The sequence below is a fragment of the Amycolatopsis sp. NPDC057786 genome (assembly GCF_042797905.1).
Lineage (GTDB): Bacteria > Actinomycetota > Actinomycetes > Mycobacteriales > Pseudonocardiaceae > Amycolatopsis.
This window is the reverse complement of record NZ_JBHVKW010000073.1, coordinates 26513-43737: the sequence shown is the minus strand read 5'-3', so window position 1 is coordinate 43737 and position 17225 is coordinate 26513. Positions and strand designations below refer to the sequence as shown.

The 17225-nt window shown below is 69.8% G+C and carries 20 protein-coding genes; 6 read left to right on the top strand and 14 right to left on the bottom strand.

Features of this window, described 5'->3' with window-relative positions:
- Positions 1-69: 69 nt before the first annotated feature.
- A complete protein-coding gene (locus tag ACFVM3_RS29680; RefSeq protein ID WP_167373564.1) occupies positions 70-225 on the bottom strand; it encodes a hypothetical protein in 156 nt (51 codons plus the stop codon).
- Between the two features lie 88 nt (positions 226-313).
- On the opposite strand from ACFVM3_RS29680, the gene ACFVM3_RS29675 reads away from it, so the two are divergent.
- Genes ACFVM3_RS29675 through ACFVM3_RS29665 form a run of 3 tightly spaced genes read left to right on the top strand, consistent with a single transcriptional unit; the run spans position 314 to position 1679 of the window.
- Entirely contained in the window at positions 314-652 is a 339-nt protein-coding gene (locus ACFVM3_RS29675) for an ArsR/SmtB family transcription factor (RefSeq protein ID WP_378443244.1), read from the top strand.
- Positions 653-654: 2 nt separating this feature from the next.
- On the top strand, positions 655-1119 hold the full coding sequence (locus ACFVM3_RS29670; RefSeq protein ID WP_378443243.1) for an SRPBCC domain-containing protein: 465 nt from the start codon (positions 655-657) through the stop codon (positions 1117-1119).
- Positions 1119-1679, top strand: a complete 561-nt coding sequence (locus ACFVM3_RS29665; RefSeq protein ID WP_378443242.1) for a dihydrofolate reductase family protein — start codon at positions 1119-1121, stop codon at positions 1677-1679. The genes ACFVM3_RS29670 and ACFVM3_RS29665 overlap by 1 nt, the downstream gene beginning before the upstream one ends.
- A 58-nt stretch (positions 1680-1737) precedes the next feature.
- On the opposite strand, the gene hisB is transcribed toward ACFVM3_RS29665, so the two are convergent.
- Genes hisB through hisD form a run of 3 tightly spaced genes read right to left on the bottom strand, consistent with a single transcriptional unit; the run spans position 1738 to position 4756 of the window.
- Positions 1738-2337 (bottom strand): imidazoleglycerol-phosphate dehydratase HisB, encoded by a 600-nt coding sequence (hisB, locus tag ACFVM3_RS29660; RefSeq protein ID WP_378443241.1) that lies wholly within the window; start codon positions 2335-2337, stop codon positions 1738-1740.
- A complete protein-coding gene (locus ACFVM3_RS29655; protein WP_378443240.1) occupies positions 2334-3434 on the bottom strand; it encodes a histidinol-phosphate transaminase in 1101 nt (366 codons plus the stop codon). The genes hisB and ACFVM3_RS29655 overlap by 4 nt, the downstream gene beginning before the upstream one ends.
- The gene (gene hisD / locus ACFVM3_RS29650; RefSeq protein ID WP_378443239.1) at positions 3431-4756 is read right to left on the bottom strand and encodes a histidinol dehydrogenase; all 1326 of its coding nucleotides are present in this window, start codon (positions 4754-4756) and stop codon (positions 3431-3433) included. The genes ACFVM3_RS29655 and hisD overlap by 4 nt, the downstream gene beginning before the upstream one ends.
- 84 nt (positions 4757-4840) lie before the next feature.
- On the opposite strand from hisD, the gene ACFVM3_RS29645 reads away from it, so the two are divergent.
- A complete protein-coding gene (locus ACFVM3_RS29645) occupies positions 4841-5635 on the top strand; it encodes a carbon-nitrogen hydrolase family protein (protein WP_378443249.1) in 795 nt (264 codons plus the stop codon).
- Here the strand turns inward: ACFVM3_RS29645 and ACFVM3_RS29640 are convergent.
- The gene (locus tag ACFVM3_RS29640; RefSeq protein ID WP_378443238.1) at positions 5583-6071 is read right to left on the bottom strand and encodes an Lrp/AsnC family transcriptional regulator; all 489 of its coding nucleotides are present in this window, start codon (positions 6069-6071) and stop codon (positions 5583-5585) included. The two genes, ACFVM3_RS29645 and ACFVM3_RS29640, sit on opposite strands and share 53 nt — an antisense overlap.
- Before the next feature lie 69 nt (positions 6072-6140).
- On the opposite strand from ACFVM3_RS29640, the gene ACFVM3_RS29635 reads away from it, so the two are divergent.
- Positions 6141-7037 carry an SMP-30/gluconolactonase/LRE family protein gene (locus ACFVM3_RS29635; RefSeq protein WP_378443237.1) on the top strand — a complete coding sequence of 299 codons (897 nt, stop codon included), beginning with the start codon at positions 6141-6143 and terminating at the stop codon, positions 7035-7037.
- A gap of 252 nt (positions 7038-7289) precedes the next feature.
- Here the strand turns inward: ACFVM3_RS29635 and ACFVM3_RS29630 are convergent, their stop codons facing one another.
- Genes ACFVM3_RS29630 through eccB form a run of 3 tightly spaced genes read right to left on the bottom strand, consistent with a single transcriptional unit; the run spans position 7290 to position 10106 of the window.
- Positions 7290-7946 carry a response regulator transcription factor gene (locus tag ACFVM3_RS29630; RefSeq protein ID WP_034319368.1) on the bottom strand — a complete coding sequence of 219 codons (657 nt, stop codon included), beginning with the start codon at positions 7944-7946 and terminating at the stop codon, positions 7290-7292.
- Complete coding sequence (locus ACFVM3_RS29625) at positions 7943-8671, bottom strand: response regulator (protein WP_378443236.1); 729 nt, start codon at positions 8669-8671, stop codon at positions 7943-7945. Before ACFVM3_RS29625 ends, ACFVM3_RS29630 begins: the two co-directional genes overlap by 4 nt.
- 7 nt (positions 8672-8678) lie before the next feature.
- A complete protein-coding gene (eccB, locus tag ACFVM3_RS29620) occupies positions 8679-10106 on the bottom strand; it encodes a type VII secretion protein EccB (protein WP_378443235.1) in 1428 nt (475 codons plus the stop codon).
- Positions 10107-10253: 147 nt separating this feature from the next.
- On the opposite strand from eccB, the gene ACFVM3_RS29615 reads away from it, so the two are divergent.
- On the top strand, positions 10254-11327 hold the full coding sequence (locus ACFVM3_RS29615) for a type VII secretion protein EccE (RefSeq protein WP_378443234.1): 1074 nt from the start codon (positions 10254-10256) through the stop codon (positions 11325-11327).
- A gap of 386 nt (positions 11328-11713) precedes the next feature.
- On the opposite strand, the gene eccD is transcribed toward ACFVM3_RS29615, so the two are convergent.
- The 6 genes from eccD to ACFVM3_RS29585 are packed head-to-tail and all read right to left on the bottom strand — an operon-like array spanning position 11714 to position 17139.
- A complete protein-coding gene (gene eccD / locus ACFVM3_RS29610; protein ID WP_378443233.1) occupies positions 11714-13090 on the bottom strand; it encodes a type VII secretion integral membrane protein EccD in 1377 nt (458 codons plus the stop codon).
- Positions 13087-13416, bottom strand: a complete 330-nt coding sequence (locus ACFVM3_RS29605; protein WP_016336001.1) for a YbaB/EbfC family nucleoid-associated protein — start codon at positions 13414-13416, stop codon at positions 13087-13089. Before ACFVM3_RS29605 ends, eccD begins: the two co-directional genes overlap by 4 nt.
- Positions 13413-13931 carry a hypothetical protein gene (locus tag ACFVM3_RS29600; protein WP_378443232.1) on the bottom strand — a complete coding sequence of 173 codons (519 nt, stop codon included), beginning with the start codon at positions 13929-13931 and terminating at the stop codon, positions 13413-13415. The genes ACFVM3_RS29605 and ACFVM3_RS29600 overlap by 4 nt, the downstream gene beginning before the upstream one ends.
- 5 nt (positions 13932-13936) lie before the next feature.
- Positions 13937-15286, bottom strand: coding sequence for a WXG100 family type VII secretion target (locus ACFVM3_RS29595; RefSeq protein WP_378443231.1), 1350 nt, complete (start codon positions 15284-15286; stop codon positions 13937-13939).
- Positions 15287-15303: 17 nt separating this feature from the next.
- Positions 15304-16338, bottom strand: coding sequence for a hypothetical protein (locus ACFVM3_RS29590; protein ID WP_378443230.1), 1035 nt, complete (start codon positions 16336-16338; stop codon positions 15304-15306).
- A gap of 21 nt (positions 16339-16359) precedes the next feature.
- Entirely contained in the window at positions 16360-17139 is a 780-nt protein-coding gene (locus ACFVM3_RS29585) for a WXG100 family type VII secretion target (protein WP_126733749.1), read from the bottom strand.
- Positions 17140-17225 lie beyond the last annotated feature (86 nt).

Genomic DNA, 17225 nt, shown 5'->3' with positions numbered 1-17225 from the left:
GCCCTTCACTGCGTCTAGCGCAGTGAAGGGGGCCTTCACGTACTTCGCGGTCAGAGAAGCTGCGGCCGCTCAGGCCAGCCAGGCGATGGCGCCGCCGATGGCCAGCACCGCGCCGATCCCCAGCACGACGGCCATGAACTTGACGCTCTTCCAGGTCGCGTAGACGCCGCCGATCAGGAAGCCGCCGAGCGCGAACAGCAGCACAGCGATGGTCGTGTTACTCACGACCGCCACCCTGCCACACGTCCACCACCACGACCGCGCCGGGCCCGCACCTTGCTCTCGTGACCTGACGCGGCTAACGTACAACTATATGGTTGTACTTCGAGAGGAGAGCGAGGAGTCGCTCAACCAGCTCTTCCGCGCGTTGGCCGACGGCACGCGCCGCGACATCCTGGCGCGGGCCATCACGGAAACGCCGTCGGTCTCCGATCTCGCCGCGCATTACGAGATGAGCTTCGCCGCCGTACAGAAACACGTCGCCGTGCTCCAGCGCGCGGGCCTGGTCCGGAAACGCGCCAACGGCCGCGAACAGCTGGTCTCGACCGACCGCGAGCGGCTCCAGCGCGCCACCGAGCTGCTCGACTCCTACGAAGTCCTTTGGCGCCAACGGGTGGCGCAGCTCGACGATGTCCTGCGGGAAGGGGAATGACGATGCCGATCACCTCGGTCACCAAAGATCCCGGGAAACTCCACCTCACCGTCGTGGCGGACTTTCCCGTCCCGCGGAAACGCCTTTGGGAAGCCTGGGCCGATCCACGGCAACTCGAACGCTTCTGGGGCCCGCCCTTCGCGCCCGCCACGTTCACCCATCACGATTTCCGGGCGGGCGGCCGCGCCGAGTACCACCTGTCCGGGCCGAACGGCGAGAAGTGGGCCAATTCCTGGAAGTTCACCGAGGTGAGCCCCATCGACTTCTTCGAGGCGGAGGACGGCGACGACAACGACGAGAACATGCCCACCTCGATGACCTTCACCTTCGAGTCGACTCCGACGGGATCACGGATGATCCACGTGACGCGCTTTTCCAGCGTCGAAGCCATGGAGAAGACCATCCCGGGGATGGAAGAAGGCTTCCGGGCCGCGATGCCCCAACTCGACGCACTGCTGGAGACGTGATGAGAAAACTCAAGATCATCGAGCACATCTCGCTCGATGGCGTGATCCAGCATTCCGAAGACGAGAACGGCTTCCCGTACAGCGGCTGGAACATGCCCTACCGGACGCCCGCCGGCCGGGAGGCCATCCTGGCCGCGCATCCCGAAAGTTTCGACCTCCTGCTCGGCCGTCGTACCTACGACCTCTGGTCGGAATACTGGCCGGACGCGCCGAGCGACCCGCTCGCGGACCGGCTCAAGGCGGCGACCAAGTTCGTCGTCACCCACCGGCCGGAAAGCCTGAAATGGGGCCCGTTCGAGGGAGTCGGACCGGACCTCGTCGGAGGCGTTCGCCGCCTCAAGGCGCAGGACGGTCCGGCCCTCATCCTCTCGGGCAGCTCCACGCTGACCTCGGCACTGCTCGAACACGGACTCGCGGACGAGGTGCTGCTGGCCGTGTACCCGCTCCTTTTGGGCACAGGCAAGCGTTTCTTCGCCGACGGAACGCCTGCCTGCTCCTTGAAGTTCGCCGGCACCACGTGCACCCCGTCCGGCGTGCTCCTCAACACCTACCGCGTTTAGTCCTCTGGATGCGGCAGGTGCACACGCAAGGAACGCATCCAGAGGACTAAACGCGGGGTTAGAGGACGCCCTTCGTGGAAGGGATGCCGCCCGCCCGCGGGTCAGGCTCGGTGGCGGCGCGCAGCGCACGCGCGACGGCCTTGTACTCGGCCTCCGCGATGTGGTGCGGGTCGCGGCCGTGCAGCACCCGCACGTGCAGCGCGATCTGCGCGTGGAACGACAGCGAGTCGAACACGTGCCGCGTCAGCACGAACGGGTAGTTCCCGCCGATGGTGAAGCTGTTGAACTGCTCCGGCTCGCCAAGGTGCACGCAGTACGGGCGCCCGGAGACGTCGATCGCGGCGTGTGCGAGGGTCTCGTCCATCGGGATCCACGCGTCGCCGAAACGGCGGATGCCGCTCTTGTCGCCGAGCGCCTGCCGCAGCGCCTGGCCGAGCACGATCGCGGTGTCCTCGACGGTGTGGTGCGCGTCGATGTGCACGTCACCGGTCGCCCGCACCTTGAGGTCGAGCGAGCCGTGCACGCCGAACGCGGTGAGCATGTGGTCGTAGAACGGGACACCGGTGTCGATCTCCACCTGGCCCGTGCCGTCCAGATCGAGCTGGACCGAAATGGACGATTCCCTGGTGGTGCGATCCACCTTGCCGACGCGACTCATCGCGGCACCTCCTTGCTGGCCTCGAGAAAGGCGTCGTTCTCTTCCGGCGTCCCGATGGTCACCCGCAGGTGCCCTTCGATGCCGACGTCCCTGATCAGCACACCGTTGTCCAAATAGGACTTCCAGGTCGACGGCGCGTCCGCGAACCGTCCGAAGAGGACGAAGTTCGCGTCACTCGGGACCGGCGTGAATCCCAAGCCCAGCAACGCTTCCACCACGCGGTCGCGTTCGGCCGCGAGTTTGGCGACCGAGGCGAGCGTGGCGTCCGCGTGCCGTAGCGCGGCGCGCGCGGCGGCCTGCGTGAGCTTCGAGAGGTGGTACGGCAGCCGTACCAGCTGCAGCGCGTCGACGATCGCGGGCGCGGCCGCGAGGTACCCGAGGCGCCCGCCCGCGAAGGCGAACGCCTTGCTCATCGTGCGCGACACGATCAGCTTCGCCGGGTAATCCTCGAGAAGCTCCACGGCGCTCGGCTGCGACGAGAACTCCGCGTACGCCTCGTCGACCACCACGATGCCCGGCGCCGCTTCGAGCAGCCCGCGCAGCTCGTCGAACGGGATCGACCCGCCGGTCGGGTTGTTCGGGCTGGTCACGAACACGATGTCCGGACGGCGTTCGCGCACCAGCGCGGCCGCCTTCTCGGTGTCGAGCGTGAAATCGTCGCGGCGCGGCACGGGCAGCCACTCGGTGCGAGTGCCCGCCGAGATGATCGGGTGCATCGAGTACGACGGCTCGAAGCCCAGCGCCGAGCGGCCGGGGCCGCCGAAGGCCTGCAGAATCTGCTGCAGGATCTCGTTGGACCCGTTGGCGGCCCACACGTTCGACTCCGACACGAGCACGCCGGTGGACACCGCGAGGTAGTCCGCGAGGTCCTGGCGCAGCGCGACGGCGTCGCGATCCGGATAGCGGTGCAGCGAGGCGGCTTCGGCGCGGACGGCCTCGGCGACGTCGGCGACCAGCGCGTCCGGCGGCGGGTACGGGTTTTCGTTGGTGTTGAGCCGGATCGGCACGTCGAGCTGTGGTGCGCCGTACGGAGTCTTGCCCCGCAGGTCCTCCCGCAGCGGGAGCGAGCCGAGCGTGATCTCCTCGCCGATGCTCATGCCCGCTCCCCCTCGAACCGCGCCGTGATGGCCTCCCCGTGCGCGGGCAGGTCTTCGGCGTTCGCCAGCGCGACGACGCGGCCGGCGATCTCGCGCAGCGCGTCCTGGCTGTAGTCGACGACGTGCACGCCCTTGAGGAAGCTCTGCACCGAAAGCCCGGACGAGTGCCGCGCGAACCCGCCGGTGGGCAGGACGTGGTTCGACCCGGCGCAGTAGTCGCCGAGCGAGACCGGCGCGTACGCCCCGACGAAGATCGCGCCGGCGTTGCGCACACGGGCCGCCACCGCCGGCGCGTCCGCGGTCTGGATTTCCAGGTGTTCCGCCGCGTACGCGTCCACGACACGGATTCCGTCGTCCACAGTGGACACCAGAATGATGCCGGACTGCTTGCCGCCCAAGGCTTCCGTCACCCGCTCGGAGTGCTTGGTCGCGGCGACGCGGCCGGCAAGCTCCTTGTCGACGGCGTCCGCGAGCTCCTCGGACGTGGTGACCAGCACACTCGCGGCGAGCGGGTCGTGCTCGGCCTGGCTGATCAGGTCGGCGGCGACGTGCACCGGGTCGGCGGTCTCGTCGGCGAGGATCGCGATCTCGGTCGGGCCCGCCTCGGAGTCGATGCCGATGATGCCGCGCAGCAGCCGCTTGGCCGCGGTGAGATAGATGTTGCCCGGCCCGGTGACGACGTCGACCGGCTCCAGCGTCGCGCCGTCGGTGTCGATGCCGCCGTACGCGAGCAGCGCGACGGCCTGCGCCCCGCCGACGGCCCAGACCTCGTCGACGCCAAGCAGTTCGGCGGCGGCCAGGATCGTCGGGTGCGGGAGCCCGCCGAACGCGGCCTGCGGCGGCGAGCACAGCACGAGTGTGCCGACGCCGGCGATCTGCGCCGGGACGACGTTCATCACCACGGTCGAGGGGTACACCGCGAGCCCGCCCGGCGCGTACAGCCCGACACGCTCGACCGGGATCCAGCGCTCGGTGACGGTGCCGCCGTCGACGACCTCGGTAGTGACGTCCTGACGGCGCTGGTCGCCGTGGACCTTGCGGGCGCGGACGATGGACTCCTCCAGCGCCGCGCGGACGGCCGGATCGAGGTTCGCGAGCGCGCTGGTGAGCTCCGAGGCGGCCACGCGGACACCGCCGGGGCGGACCTTGTCGAACTTCTCGGTGTACTCGAGAACCGCCTCGACACCGCGATCGCGGACCGCCTCGACCACCGGCCGTACGTGATGCAGCGCCGCGTCCACGTCGTACTCGGCACGCGGGAGCGTGCGCCTGAGTTCGGCAACGGACGGGACCTGTCCACGCAGGTCGGTACGGTTCAGCATGGGTCAAGGGTACGAGGTGGCCGGATCGCCCCGAGCAGGCACACTGGGGTGGTGACCAGCGATCCCACGATGAGGGAGGCCTCCGTGCCGCGAATCGGGTTGTGCCAGCTCACGGCCGCCGAGGATCCCGAGACGAACCTGAAGCTGATTCGCGAGGGCGTGACGGCCGCGGCGGGCGAAGGCGCCCGAGTCGTCGTGTTCCCGGAGGCGGCGATGGCGCGCTTCGGCATCCCGCTCGGACCCGTCGCGCAACCCTTGGACGGACCGTGGGCGTCCACTGTGGCCGTCCTCGCCGAGGAGCACGGCGTCGTGATCGTGGCGGGCATGTTCACGCCGTCGCCCGACGGGCGGGTGAGCAACACCCTGCTCGTCACCGGCGCGGGGCATCACTTCGGCTACGACAAGATCCATCTCTACGACGCCTTCGGTTTCGCGGAGTCCGACACGGTCGCGCCCGGCACCGCGCCCGCCACCTTCGAGGTCGACGGGACCACGTTCGGCCTCGCGACCTGCTACGACATCCGCTTCCCCGAACTGTTCCGAAAGCTGGCCGACAACGGCGCCGACATCGTCCTCGTGCCGACGTCCTGGGGCGCGGGCGAGGGCAAACGCGAGCAGTGGGAGGTGCTGGTGCGCGCCCGCGCGCTCGACTCCGGCTGCTGGGTCCTCGGCTGCGGACAGGCCGATCCGGCCACGACCTCGACCCCGGTGAACCCGAAGGCGCCCACCGGGATCGGCTACTCCACGGTGTCCGACGGCTTCGGCCGCGTCCACACCCAGCTGGGCGCCGGGCCGGAACTCGTGGTCGTCGACGTGGATCCCGCGGTCAGCGGGAAGGCGCGGGCGGCGACGGGGGTGCTGGCGAACCGTCGGCTGTAGCGTCCACAGATCGCTCGAAGAAGGATTCGAGCACCACGATCGTCTGTGTCCCGGTGACGCCGTCGATCGCGTACAGCCTGCGCAGTGACGCCTGCAGTTCTTCGGTGGTCGGCGTGCGCACCTTCACCAGCAGCGAGGCCGGGCCCGCGATGATGTGCGCCTCGACGACCTCCGGCAGTGCCTCCAGCGCGGCCTTGGTCGGTGCGTCGCCCATCCACGAGCCCGCCTCGACCAGCACGAACGCCATCACGCCCCGGCCGACCGCCGCCGGATCGACGTCGACGGTCGTGCGCCGGATGACGCCCTGTTCGCGCAGTTTGCGGACCCGCTCGTGCGCGGCACCCGCGGACAGGCCGACCACCTTGCCGAGCGCGGCGTACGCCTGAGTCGCGTCCTGCTGCAACGCGGTGAGCAGCATGCGATCTATGTCATCCACGGGTTGACCATATCAAGTTCAGCAGTTCATGATGATCGCAATATCTCATTCGGAACACTGGGGTTCTTCATGGACATGGTCAAGGCACACTTCGAAGTCCTCGACGAGCGCTTCGCCCTGGTCAACGGGGACGAGTGGATGCAGCGCCTCCACACCGGCTGCCGGTGGACCGAGGGGCCCGCCTACTTCCCCGCCGGCCGGTACCTGGTGTTCAGCGACATCCCGAACGACCGGGTCCTGCGCTGGGACGAGACCACCGGCGCGGTCGGCGTGTTCCGCGAGCCCGCCGGCTTCCACAACGGGCACACCGTCGACCGGCAGGGCAGGCTCGTCAGCTGCGAACAAGGCGGCCGCCGGGTGACGCGCACCGAACACGACGGCACGACCACCGTTCTCGCGGACACCTATCAGGGCAAGAGGTTCAACAGCCCCAACGACGTCGTCGAGTCCTCGGACGGCGCGATCTGGTTCACCGACCCGAGTTACGGCATCGACAGCGACTACGAAGGCCATCAGGCGGAGAGCGAGATCGGCGCCTGCCACGTGTACCGGGTCGATCCGGTGGACGGTTCGGCGCGGATCGTCGCCGACGATTTCTCGCGCCCGAACGGGCTCGCGTTCTCGCTCGACGAGTCGCTGCTCTACATCGCGGACACGCGGCAGAAACCGAGCCACCTCAGGGTTTTCTCCGTGGACAAGGGACGGCTTTCCGGCGGCGAGGTCTTCGCGACCTGTGACGCGGGCGGCTTCGACGGCGTGCGCGTCGACGCCGCGGGCCGGGTCTGGGCCGCCGCGCACGACGGCCTGCACTGCTTCGCGCCCGACGGCACGCGAATCGGGAAGCTGCGCGTGCCGGAGGTCTGTTCGAACCTGACGTTCGGCGGGCCGCGGCGGAACGATCTGTTCATCACGGCGAGCAGTTCCGTCTACACGCTGCGGGTGAACTTCTCGGGGCCCCGCGTTTAGTCCTCTGAACGCGGTCGTTGCGCGTGGCAAGTACCGCATTCAGAGAACTAACCGCGACGCGGAAGGGACCTTCGCCACGTCGTATGCGGTGAAGGCACCCATCACGGACTAACCGGGGCGGGCGCCCCGCAACATGCTTAGGCGGCGTGCAATGAAGGGGCCTTTCATAGCAAATTTCGCTGTGAAAGGCGCTTCATTGCAGTCTTTCGGCCTGGGTGCGGAACAGTGCACAACCGAGCCAAGCCGAAGCAGCTAGCGCAGCAGGCCTTCCCGGATCGCGACGCGCACGAAACCGGCCCGCCGCCGTTCCCCGGTCTTGTCCCGGATCCGGTCGAGATAGGACCGCACCGTCCGCACGCTGATGTTCAGGATCTCCGCCACGTCGACGTCCCGTTCGCCCGCCGCGACCAGCCGCAGGACCTGCTTCTCCCGCTCGGACAGGACGATCTTGGGCCCGGCGTGGCGGTCTTCGCTGTCCTGGATGATCATCCCGGCCAGCGTCGGCGACACGTACGCGTTGTCCTCGGCGATGGTACGGATGGCGCGCAGGAGTTCGTCGCCGTCGACGTCCTTGGACAGGAATCCCTTCGCCCCGGCCTGCATGGCGCCCAGCACCTCGGGCTGCTCGGCGTGCGCGGACACCACGAGCACCTTGTGCCCCATCTGCCCCACTTCGAGCACGGCGGCGGCGTCCTGGACGCCGCGCAGCTTGAGGTCGAGGACGACGACGCTCCCTGGCGGCTGCTCCTGGACGGCGAACCGCGCGACGGAGTCGGCGACGGCGCCCAGGGCGATGTCGGGCGCTTCGGTGAGGACACGCGCGACGGCGTCCCGGTACAGCGGATGATCTTCGATCACCCCGACGTTGATCGGCGTGGTGCGTTTCGGCTGCTGCTCGTCTGCGTTCACCGGCGTCCTTCGAATCCGCCCGCGTCGGCGCGGGGCGCGACCGGCCGCGACGGGCCGGGCACCTCCGGCGGAGACGCGAGCCCGAACTGGATGGCCTTGCGGACCAGACCGGCCCGCCTTCTCTCTCCGAGTTTGTCACGGATCCGGTCCAGGTATCCGCGAACCGTCCGAACCCCGATGCCGAGGATGCGGGCGATGTCGACGTCGCGTTCGCCCGCCGCGACCAGCCGCAGTACCTGTTTCTCCCGCGCGGAGAGCGCGACGTCCGGAGCAGGCGCGGGACGGTCTGCGTTGTCCTTGATGATCATCCCGGCCACCACCGCGGAAACGTAGGCCCTGCCCCGCGCGACCGTCCTGATCGCGGTCAGCAACTCGTCGACGTCGACGTCCTTGGACAGGAATCCCTTGGCACCGGCGGCGATCGCGCCGAGCACCTGCTCGGGCTCGGCCTGCGCGGACACCACGAGCACGTGATGTCCCAGCTCGGCCACCTGGAGCACGGCGGCCGCCCCGGCGATCCCCGGCAGGCCGAGGTCGAGCAGCACCACGCTGCCGGGCGGCTGCGGCTGGACGTGGAACCGGGCGACCGAGTCGACCACCGCGCCCAGCTCGATCCCTTCGGCCTCGGTGAGGACCCGCACCACGGCGTGCCGGTACAGCGGATGGTCCTCGATCACCGCGACGTCGACCCGGTCGGTCTCCGGCCTGTCTTCGGTCACCTGCACGTTCCGATCACCCCGTCCCACCCACCACCGCGGACACCGCGCGGCCCGCCTGCGCCGGGTCCAGCGCGGGCCCGCGCGGCACCAGCGCCAGCAATCCATTCGGAACCGGTTGCCGTTCGGCTTGGCCGTAGCCGAGGGAGGCGAGCGCTTCGGTGCTCGCCACCGGGTACTTCAGGCCCGTGTCGGTGACGACGTAGACCGTGCCGGAACCGGATTCCGCCACCACCGCGCCTCCCGACGGAGGCACGAAGACGGCGTCGGCGACCAGCGCGTCCGTGCGCGCCGTCACCGGGATCGCCTTCGCACCTTGCGGCAACGGGACCTGTGCGGAGATAACGATTCGAGAACCCTGCGCGCATAACGTCACGGACTGTCCGGTAACGGGCGCTTTTCGCGGGATCCGGTCCGGATACTCCGCGGGATCGGCTCCGCCCGTCCTCGACTTGGCGACCTTCGGCACCGCGGCGACGTCGGCCGCGCGCACCGCGACGGGCGCCGGGACGCCGGTGTAGGCGTCCGCGTTCTCCGGGGTGTTGATCAGCAGGCTCGCCTCAGTCTGGCCGATCGGTTCGAGCCCTTCGGCGCGCACGAGGTAGTAGGACGTCGCGTCGTTGGGCGACGCCATCGCGTCGACGACGCCGAGCACCGAACCGACCTTCGTCGCGGTACCGCCGACCTTCGGGCCGGGCCGTCCGGCGTCTTCGACCGCGCGGTAGGCGAGATCGCGGCCGGCGGCGACGGTACCGATCCACCGGGAGGACACCGCGATCACCGGATAGGTGTCGAACTGCAACGCCGTGGCGGCTTCCGGGGTGAGCTTGTAGCGGCGTCCCGCCGTCACGAGGTAGCGCTCGCCGTCGGGGACACGGACCACGACGGCCTGGTCCCTCGGCAGGTCGACGCCGGCGGCGGGCGCGCCGAGGAGCACCGTCGTCTCCGGTTCGGCCGACGCGGGCGCGTCCTGCGTCGTCCGCGAGCAGCTCGTCCACGGCGTGTTCACGAGCGCGGCCGCCGCGGGCAGCGAATCGGGGGCGCCGGGGATGCCGATCTGCGAACCCCTCGGCGCCTTCGCGAGCTTGTCCGAGGGGACGGTCACAGTGGCCTCGCCGTTGCCGCCGGCCATCAGCCGCGCGGAGGCGTAATTGAGCACGGGATGCAGCGCGCCGTCCTGGCCGAGGATGTAGCGCGCGCCGGTGCCCTCTTCGACGATCACCTTGCCGCCCGCCAGCCAGTCCTTGCCGCCGGACGGGTTCAGCAGACCGATCACGCCGAACACCGCGGTGACCAGCAACGCGACGCCGAGGCCGCACAGGGTTCCGATGACGAGCCTGCGGCTCGGGGCGACCGGATGGTTGGCGTCAGCCGAGACCAGTGCCGAAACCAGTCTCCTGCGGAGGAATTGGTAGGCCTGGATCTGGTCCCGCTGCGTCCACACGCTCCCGTCCCCCGCCGTTCGTGCCCACCCGTTTCGAGGGTGCTCACGTTAGGTTCCGGCCAGGTTCGCGGTGAGGGTATTTTTTACGCCCCTCCCCCGCGCGGGGCGGGGCTACCGTCGTGCGCGTGCACGGAGGAGGGGAATTCCTTGTCGGTTGATGCCCCGGCCCGCCCGGTCCCGGAACAGGCGGCCCCACGCGGGATCGCGGGTGCGGCGCCGCTGCCCTGGCTGCTGCCGATCCGTCCGCTGCAGGCGGCGCTGTGGGAGATCTCCGGGATCGCGATCCTGCTGGCCCTCACCGTCGACGGAATCCCCCAGGCCGTGTGGATCAGTATCGTCACCGTCGCCGGCGTTCTCGTGCTGACGACTTCGGTCCGCTTCGCCGGGCGCCACGCCGCGGGCTGGGCGCTCACCTGGGCCGCGTACCGGCTGAAACGCCGCGACAAACACGAAGTCCCCGATCCGCTGCACCGGCTCGCCGGCCCTGTCCGGGTGCGCCAGCACGTCGACCGCGCGGGCAACCGCTTCGGGGTCGCCGAGGTCGGCGACGGGTGGAGCGCCATCGTGCGGCTCACCCCCGGCGCCATGGCACCGTCGCCGGACACGCTCGTCGGCATCCTGCGCGAGGCGTACACGAGCACCGGAATCCCTTTGTCCAGCGCGCAACTGCTGACCTGGACCGTCCCCAATGGACAATCGTTGCTGCGGGTCCGCTGGCTCACCGTCCGGTACCGGCCCGAGGACGCGCCGATCGCCGCGCTCGCCAGAGGCGGCGGAGAACTCGGCGCGCTGCGCAGCACCGCCTGCGCGGCGCTACGCCTGATGGGCGCGCTGGCCGAAGCCGGGTTCGAGAGCACCGTGCTCGAAGCCGGTGAGGTGGCGGAAAACCTGCGCGTCGCGCTCGGCAGTGGCCAGGGCGCGCCGGTGGACGGCTGGCGTTCCTGGGCTTGGGGCGGCGCGTCGCAGGTCTGCTACCGGCCCCGGTCGGAGCGGGTTCTCGCGCGGACACTGGATCTTCACGTCCCCGGCTCGGCGTTCACCGCGACCTCGTACACGCTGTACCGCTCGCCCGGCGGCCGCGAGAAGTCCGAGGTGACCATCCGGGTCGGCGGACGGCCGGGAGCGGAAACGGTGCGGCCGACCGGGATCGCGGTCACGCCGCTGCACGGACGGCACGCGGCGGCGGTCCGGCGGACCCTGCCGCTGGCGCTGGAGAACTGAGGGGACGGTCCGTGAAGGACTCCTTTCTTCTCTGAGGGTAGGGAAGGAGTCCTTCACGGACGTAACGCGTTTAGTCCTCTGAATGCGGTGGTTGCGTGAGGCAAGTACCGCATTCAGAGGACTAAACGCACGGTCTCGGATGACGAATGGACGTCGCGAAAGTGGCTTTCGCGACATCACTGCCACGTCAGACCGGCTCTATCGGCGCCGTGTGAACCGAAAGGCGCGTGACGCGTTTCGTCCTCTGAATGTGGGCAGTCGCGCACAGAGAGACACCGGCAAAGGTGGCGGATTGCGAAAGCCACTTTCGCAACCTTCAACGTTGCGAAAGTGGCTTTCGCAACGTCAGCGGAGCCTTACCCGTCAACTGAACGCGGCCGGAGAGATCAGCCCCGCACGGCCTCGTAGACGCCGGCGATCATGCCGACGAACGGGATCAGCGAGAGCAGCACCAGGAACTCCACGATATCGAGAGTCCTTGCCCAGTAAGGAGAACGACGCCCCTTCGCGACACGCGTCGCGTAGGTGAGACAGACGCCGGCCGCGACGACGACGGCGCAGCCCGCGGCGAAGACGAACGAACGCGGCCCGCTCGCGGCGAGCCAGAATCCGGCCGCCGCCAGGGCCGCCGCGCCGAAACCGATGAGCACGACCCGCTGCGAGCGGCCGGCGAAGGCGCGCGAGCGCAGCATCAGCGCCAGACCCAGCAGCGCGCACAAGCCCGCTTCCCAAGCCCCGCCGGAAGACGACAGGACCACCGAAGCCGAAACCACGACGAGCCCGAGCGCGACGAGCAGCCCGGTCAGCAACGCCTGCGCGTACGTCGTCCCGCCGACCATGTCCTCGCCGAGCGATGGGTTCTCGTCGGCGCGGAACGCGTCCATGTCGTCGGGCACCCGCGGCAGCGGCAGCCTGCCGAGCCGCAGCGCCATCATCGGCGCGACCGCGGCCAGCGCCGTCGCCACCACCGCGACCACGGCGGCCGCCGAAATCGGGCGGACGTCGGCCAGCAGGACGATGGCGGTCGTGATCGCGCCGAGCCCGGCCGACACCGTCACCGCGACGAACCACGGCAGCCGGTCCGCCACCGAAACGGCCGCGATCACGCCATAGACGGTCACGATCGCGAGACCGGCGGCCAGCGGTCCGGCCGACAGCGAGAACAGCGGATGCGGCGGCAGGATCGACATCCCCGCCAGCAGCGCCGCGCCGACGCCGGCGAGCGCGCCGGCGGCACCGGCCTCCGCGTCGCCGTACGCGCGGCTCAGCGCGCCACCGCCCAGCACCAGGACGAGCGCGAGCAGCCCGGTCCCGATCGGCGCCAGCACACTGCCGGACGCCGCGGCCTGCACCAGCAGTCCCCCGGCGAGCAGCAGCACCACGGACGCGACGATGCCCGCCTTGCGCGCCACCGGCGGCCCCCATCGCCCGGTGCCCGACTCGGCGACGCTGGCGATCGAGTCGACGACGTCGTCGAACAGCAGCGGACCCCGCGGGCGTTCCCGCGGGGTCAGATGGAGGACTTCGCCGTCGCGCACCTGCGCCGCGGCGACCGTGAGCCCGAGCGCGAGCGGCGCGCCGCCGAGCCGCGACAGCACCCAGCCGGGATGCTCGGCCGACGCCTGCCCCGACGCGCCCGCGAGCCGCACGAGCTGCGGGACGAGTTCGGCGAACGTGCTCTGCTGCGGCAGCGCCACGTCGACGCGCGCCCGCGGTGTCACCACCGTGACGCGCCGGGTGGAGCCCGCGATCGCGGCCGTCATGCTTCGATCGACTTGGCGGACTCGATGACCGGGGCGAATTTGGCGCTGCTGGCCTCGGCCAGTTTCTGCAGCCCGTTGTTGACCGCCTCCAGCACGATCTCCGAGAGATTGCGCGCGTCGTACTGACGCACCGCGCGCGGGTCGATGTCGATCGAGGTGAACCGGCCGTCACCGCGCAGCACGACGGTGACCTCGTTCTGCCGCGAGTGCGCCTTGACCTCCATCGCCTCGACCGAACGCTGGATGCGCTGCACCTCTTCGGTCTGCTTGCGGACCTGGTCCAGCAACTCGTCCATGTCCGGCATGGCATAGGGGTCGGTGGTCACGAGTCTTCTCCTTCATCAGCGGTGAAATCCCGCCGGACGTGGACACTGCCCACGAACCGCCGGAAGTCGTCGCCGAGGCCACGGGCCGCCTCGGGCGTTGCGGTACAGGCGATTTCGAGGATCAGCCGCTCGGCAGGGGTCGCCCCCGGCACGGTCAGCAGCACCTGCGTCTGTACGAGATCCTGTCCTTCGCCGGTGCGGACGCGCAGCACCTGCGTCACCCCCGGCGCGATCCCGGTGCCGATCACCTTGCGCCGCACCACTTCGAGTGCGGCCGTGGTCCGGCCGAGGCGTTCGACGGCCTCGTCGGCGATGCCGGTGATCTCCGCCGGGTCGGGCCGTTGCCCGATGCTCAGGGCGATGTTCGGGGTGAATTCCGCGTACGTCCCGGAGTGCACCGCCACGAAGACCGCGCCCTCGGCGCCGACGGACGCCGGCTCGACCGGCACCCACCCTTCGGGGATGTCGAACCCGAGCGGAAGGGAGACCCGGTCCTGCGTCATCGTTTCGCTCATCCCCGTCACCACGTGCCCACGTAGGTGATCGCGTCGTCCCACGCCTCGCCGACGGCGTCCGCCGCCTGGCCCGCCGCGCCGCTGACCGCGTCGACGGCCGCGCCGCCGTATTCGCCGACGGTGTCCGCGATCTTCGGCAGATCGATGTCGATCTTCGCGCCGATCCCGGCACCGAGACCGAGCGCGACACCCGCCTTGAAGTTGACCTTGAGATGCCCTGCGTCGTAGACGGCCTGGCCGTCGAGCTGCGCGCCGAGTCCATATTGGAGGGTGCCGCTCGCGCCGACGCCCACCCCGGCCACGTCCGCCGCGACTTCGCCTTCGATCTTGCCGCCGACGAAGGCGTTGGCGTGCACACCGACCCCGTGCGCGCCCGCCTGCAGCGAACCGTTCACCTCGCCGCCGACGAACGCGGTTCCCTTGGCGATGCCCGAAGCGACGCCCCACTCACCCTTGCGTTCGAGTTCTTCCTTGAAGGCGGCCAATTCCGCGTGCCCGGAAGCCTTGACGTCCCAGCCCTGCGAGGAGATCTTGGCGTCCCAGCCCGGGGTGAAGCCGTCCTGTTCCTGCTTCCACTTGGCGTAGGTGATCTCGGTGTTGCCCCACGCCTTGTCGCGCAAGCCCTCCGGCTTCGGCCTGCCGAACGGGGTGTCACCCGCCCGTGGGGCGCGCGTGCCTTCGAGACCGTCCCAGGTGAGCTTCTTCCAGCCGGAATTGCCGAACCAGGAAGGATGCGAACGCGGACGTTTGCGGCCGTCGAGCGCTTCACCGTTGAGCCAGTACAACGGGCCGCGGCCCCATTTGCCGAGTTCGTGCTCGATCCGGCCGGTGCCCTCCGGCGGGTACAGCCGCGCGAGTTCTTCGCTCAGCTCGTCGGCGATCTCCTGCGCCGCCTGCGCGGCCCGCTCGCCGAGCCGGCGGGCGGCGGAGATGAACGCGTCGACCGCGTTCGCGTTCGCCGTCCGCGCCTGGCTGACGAGCTGCGCGGCGTATTGGTCGAACTGGGCGATGATCGAGTCCACACAGGACTTCGCGCCCTGCAGGGCCTGCGCGCCCGCCCGCAGCCGGTTCGACTGGTCGCTCAGCTTCGTGCCGAGCTCGCCGAGTTCCTGACTCAGTTTCGCGGCGGAGATGGAGAACGCCGTGTAGGCGTCGCCCTCCCAAGACGCGTTGAGCGCCTTCGCCGCCTTGCCGATCTCGTCCGCCCGGCCCGAAACCGTCGACGCCCGGTCGCCGCACCGCCGGCCGGCCGCCGTCAGCGCCGAAGGATCACCGGTGACCCGCCGCTGGTACTCGACCACGAGCCGCCGGTAATTCGACAGGATGGAACCGACGACGCCCGAAGCGTCGACCACACCGCTCCCCCACACGGCTACCTGCCCTTCGCCGGTGAGTCAGCTCCCGCATCGATGTCGATGTGCTGCTCGAAATGCTTTCCGCCGTAGTTCATGTCGATGTCGATATCGATGTCCTGACCGCCCGGCGCCTGCACGGTGGACTTGCCGGTGCTCAGGTCGGTGGTGATGGTGACCGTGTTCCCGTTGCCCACACCCGGCAGAGAACCTCCGGAACCCGCGCCGCCACCCGAGGGTCTGTCCACCGGGATCCAGGCGTCGGCGCCGCCGGGCCAGTTGCCCTGGGAACCGTTCCCGCCCAGCGCGGGCGGCCGGTACTGGGTGAACGGCGGCGTCTCGCCCGGCGTCGAACCACCGCCCCCACCGCCACCGGAGCCGCCGATGGCGGCCTGTCCCGAACCGCTGGCGACCGAACCCGGAGCCTGCGGGTTGGTGACCGGGGTGCCGGAGACCGCCGAGTTGCCCGCCGCGCCGTTGTCCCCGGCGTCGTTGTGCCCGAACAGTTTCTGGACCTCGCCGATGATGGTGGCGATCTGGGTGATCTGGTTGGCGAGGTCGACCACGCCGAGCGCCTTCAGCAGCGCGCCGATCGCGGTGATGAACGCGCGCAGCGAAGCACTGGTGGCGGTGGAAAGCGCGACGGCGGCGCCGTAGGTCCACGGATTCGACATCAGTCCCGCGACCGTCGGGTTCACCGCCGAGACCACCGCCTTGTACGCGGTCTGCGCGGTCTTGATCAGCGTCCCGGCGATGCCGAGCAGTTCGGCGCCCTTCTGCACGACCTGGATGATCTTGGTCAGCGAGTTCAGGGAGTCGGTGATCTTCTTCAACGCGGAGTCCGACGCGGCGCCGGACCAGATCTTGCCCAGCTGCTCGGCGGCCTTCGTCACCTCGTTGTACATGGTGAGGAACTCGTTGGCCTTCTTGAGCACTTCGAGGACGTGCTTCGCGATCTGCTCCGGCTGACCGGTGAGGATCTGCGGCAGGATCGTGATCGGCCCGCCCGAGGACGCCGTGGCGTCCATCGCGCTGGAATTGGGGTAAGTCAGCATGGTCGCTCCTCAGGCCGGAAGTCAGACGGAAGCCGGGCGGTAGACACTGACCTTCGCCAGGCCGTTGATGTCCGCGTCGACGATTCCGTGGTTGTAGAGCAGCCCGCCCTCTCCGGCGATGGCGATGATCGGCTCGCGGTCGGAGAACAGGAGCGGTTCGACCACGACGACGTCGCCGCTGTGCACCCCGCCCGGCACGTCGCCGAAGTTGCGCGCCGTCCCGGCGTAGACCTCGATGACCCCGACCCGCGCCTGGTTGTCGGCGTCACCGGCCAGCCAGTCGTTGAAATCCGAGACGCCGTGGAACCGCGTGTCGGTGATCGGGTGATCGCCGAGCTGTCCCAGCCGCGCGTCCCCCAGGTAGCGCAGCACGTTGCCGACCGATGACGGCTCGCCCTGTCCGCCGGCGCTGTCGTTGATCGCCAGGGTCGCCAGTTCGGAGGCGTGCGAGTTGCCCCAGATCGACGACGACGCCGAACCCGCGCCGCCGCCGGGACGGCCGCCGTAGCCGCCCGCGACCGCCTCGTCGGCGGCCTGGTAGGCGTCGGCACTGCTCTTGATGAAGCCGTTGATCTGCTGCAGCAGTTGCAGGAGCGTCCGGACCGCGACCACCTGCTGGCTCTGCATCGCCGTGTTGGCGGCCGCCACCGCGCTGCCGAACGTGGCGAACGACATCGGCTGGAGGACGGTGCGTTCGAGGTCGGCGACGACGTTGATGCCCTGCATGATGATGCCGCCCAGGTTCCCGACCGCCGAGCGCATGGCCTCGGGCTCCGCCCGGTACTCGCCCGTGCCGACCATGGCTCTCCTTCTCTCGTTCCCCCACGTCTGCGTTGACCAGCAGCGTAAGTTCGCCACCAGACGCGGGCGGACGGCAAAAGTACCCA

Bases quoted from the DNA above. Each gene is read 5' to 3' on its own strand.
- ACFVM3_RS29675 (WP_378443244.1), top strand. From the start codon at position 314: ATGGTTGTACTTCGAGAGGAGAGCGAGGAGTCGCTCAACCAGCTCTTC.
- ACFVM3_RS29670 (WP_378443243.1), top strand. From the start codon at position 655: ATGCCGATCACCTCGGTCACCAAAGATCCCGGGAAACTCCACCTCACC.
- ACFVM3_RS29665 (WP_378443242.1), top strand. From the start codon at position 1,119: ATGAGAAAACTCAAGATCATCGAGCACATCTCGCTCGATGGCGTGATC.
- hisB (WP_378443241.1), bottom strand. From the start codon at position 2,337: ATGAGTCGCGTCGGCAAGGTGGATCGCACCACCAGGGAATCGTCCATT.
- ACFVM3_RS29655 (WP_378443240.1), bottom strand. From the start codon at position 3,434: ATGAGCATCGGCGAGGAGATCACGCTCGGCTCGCTCCCGCTGCGGGAG.
- hisD (WP_378443239.1), bottom strand. From the start codon at position 4,756: ATGCTGAACCGTACCGACCTGCGTGGACAGGTCCCGTCCGTTGCCGAA.
- ACFVM3_RS29635 (WP_378443237.1), top strand. From the start codon at position 6,141: ATGGACATGGTCAAGGCACACTTCGAAGTCCTCGACGAGCGCTTCGCC.
- eccD (WP_378443233.1), bottom strand. From the start codon at position 13,090: ATGACGGCCGCGATCGCGGGCTCCACCCGGCGCGTCACGGTGGTGACA.
- ACFVM3_RS29600 (WP_378443232.1), bottom strand. From the start codon at position 13,931: ATGAGCGAAACGATGACGCAGGACCGGGTCTCCCTTCCGCTCGGGTTC.
- ACFVM3_RS29590 (WP_378443230.1), bottom strand. From the start codon at position 16,338: ATGCTGACTTACCCCAATTCCAGCGCGATGGACGCCACGGCGTCCTCG.
- ACFVM3_RS29585 (WP_126733749.1), bottom strand. From the start codon at position 17,139: ATGGTCGGCACGGGCGAGTACCGGGCGGAGCCCGAGGCCATGCGCTCG.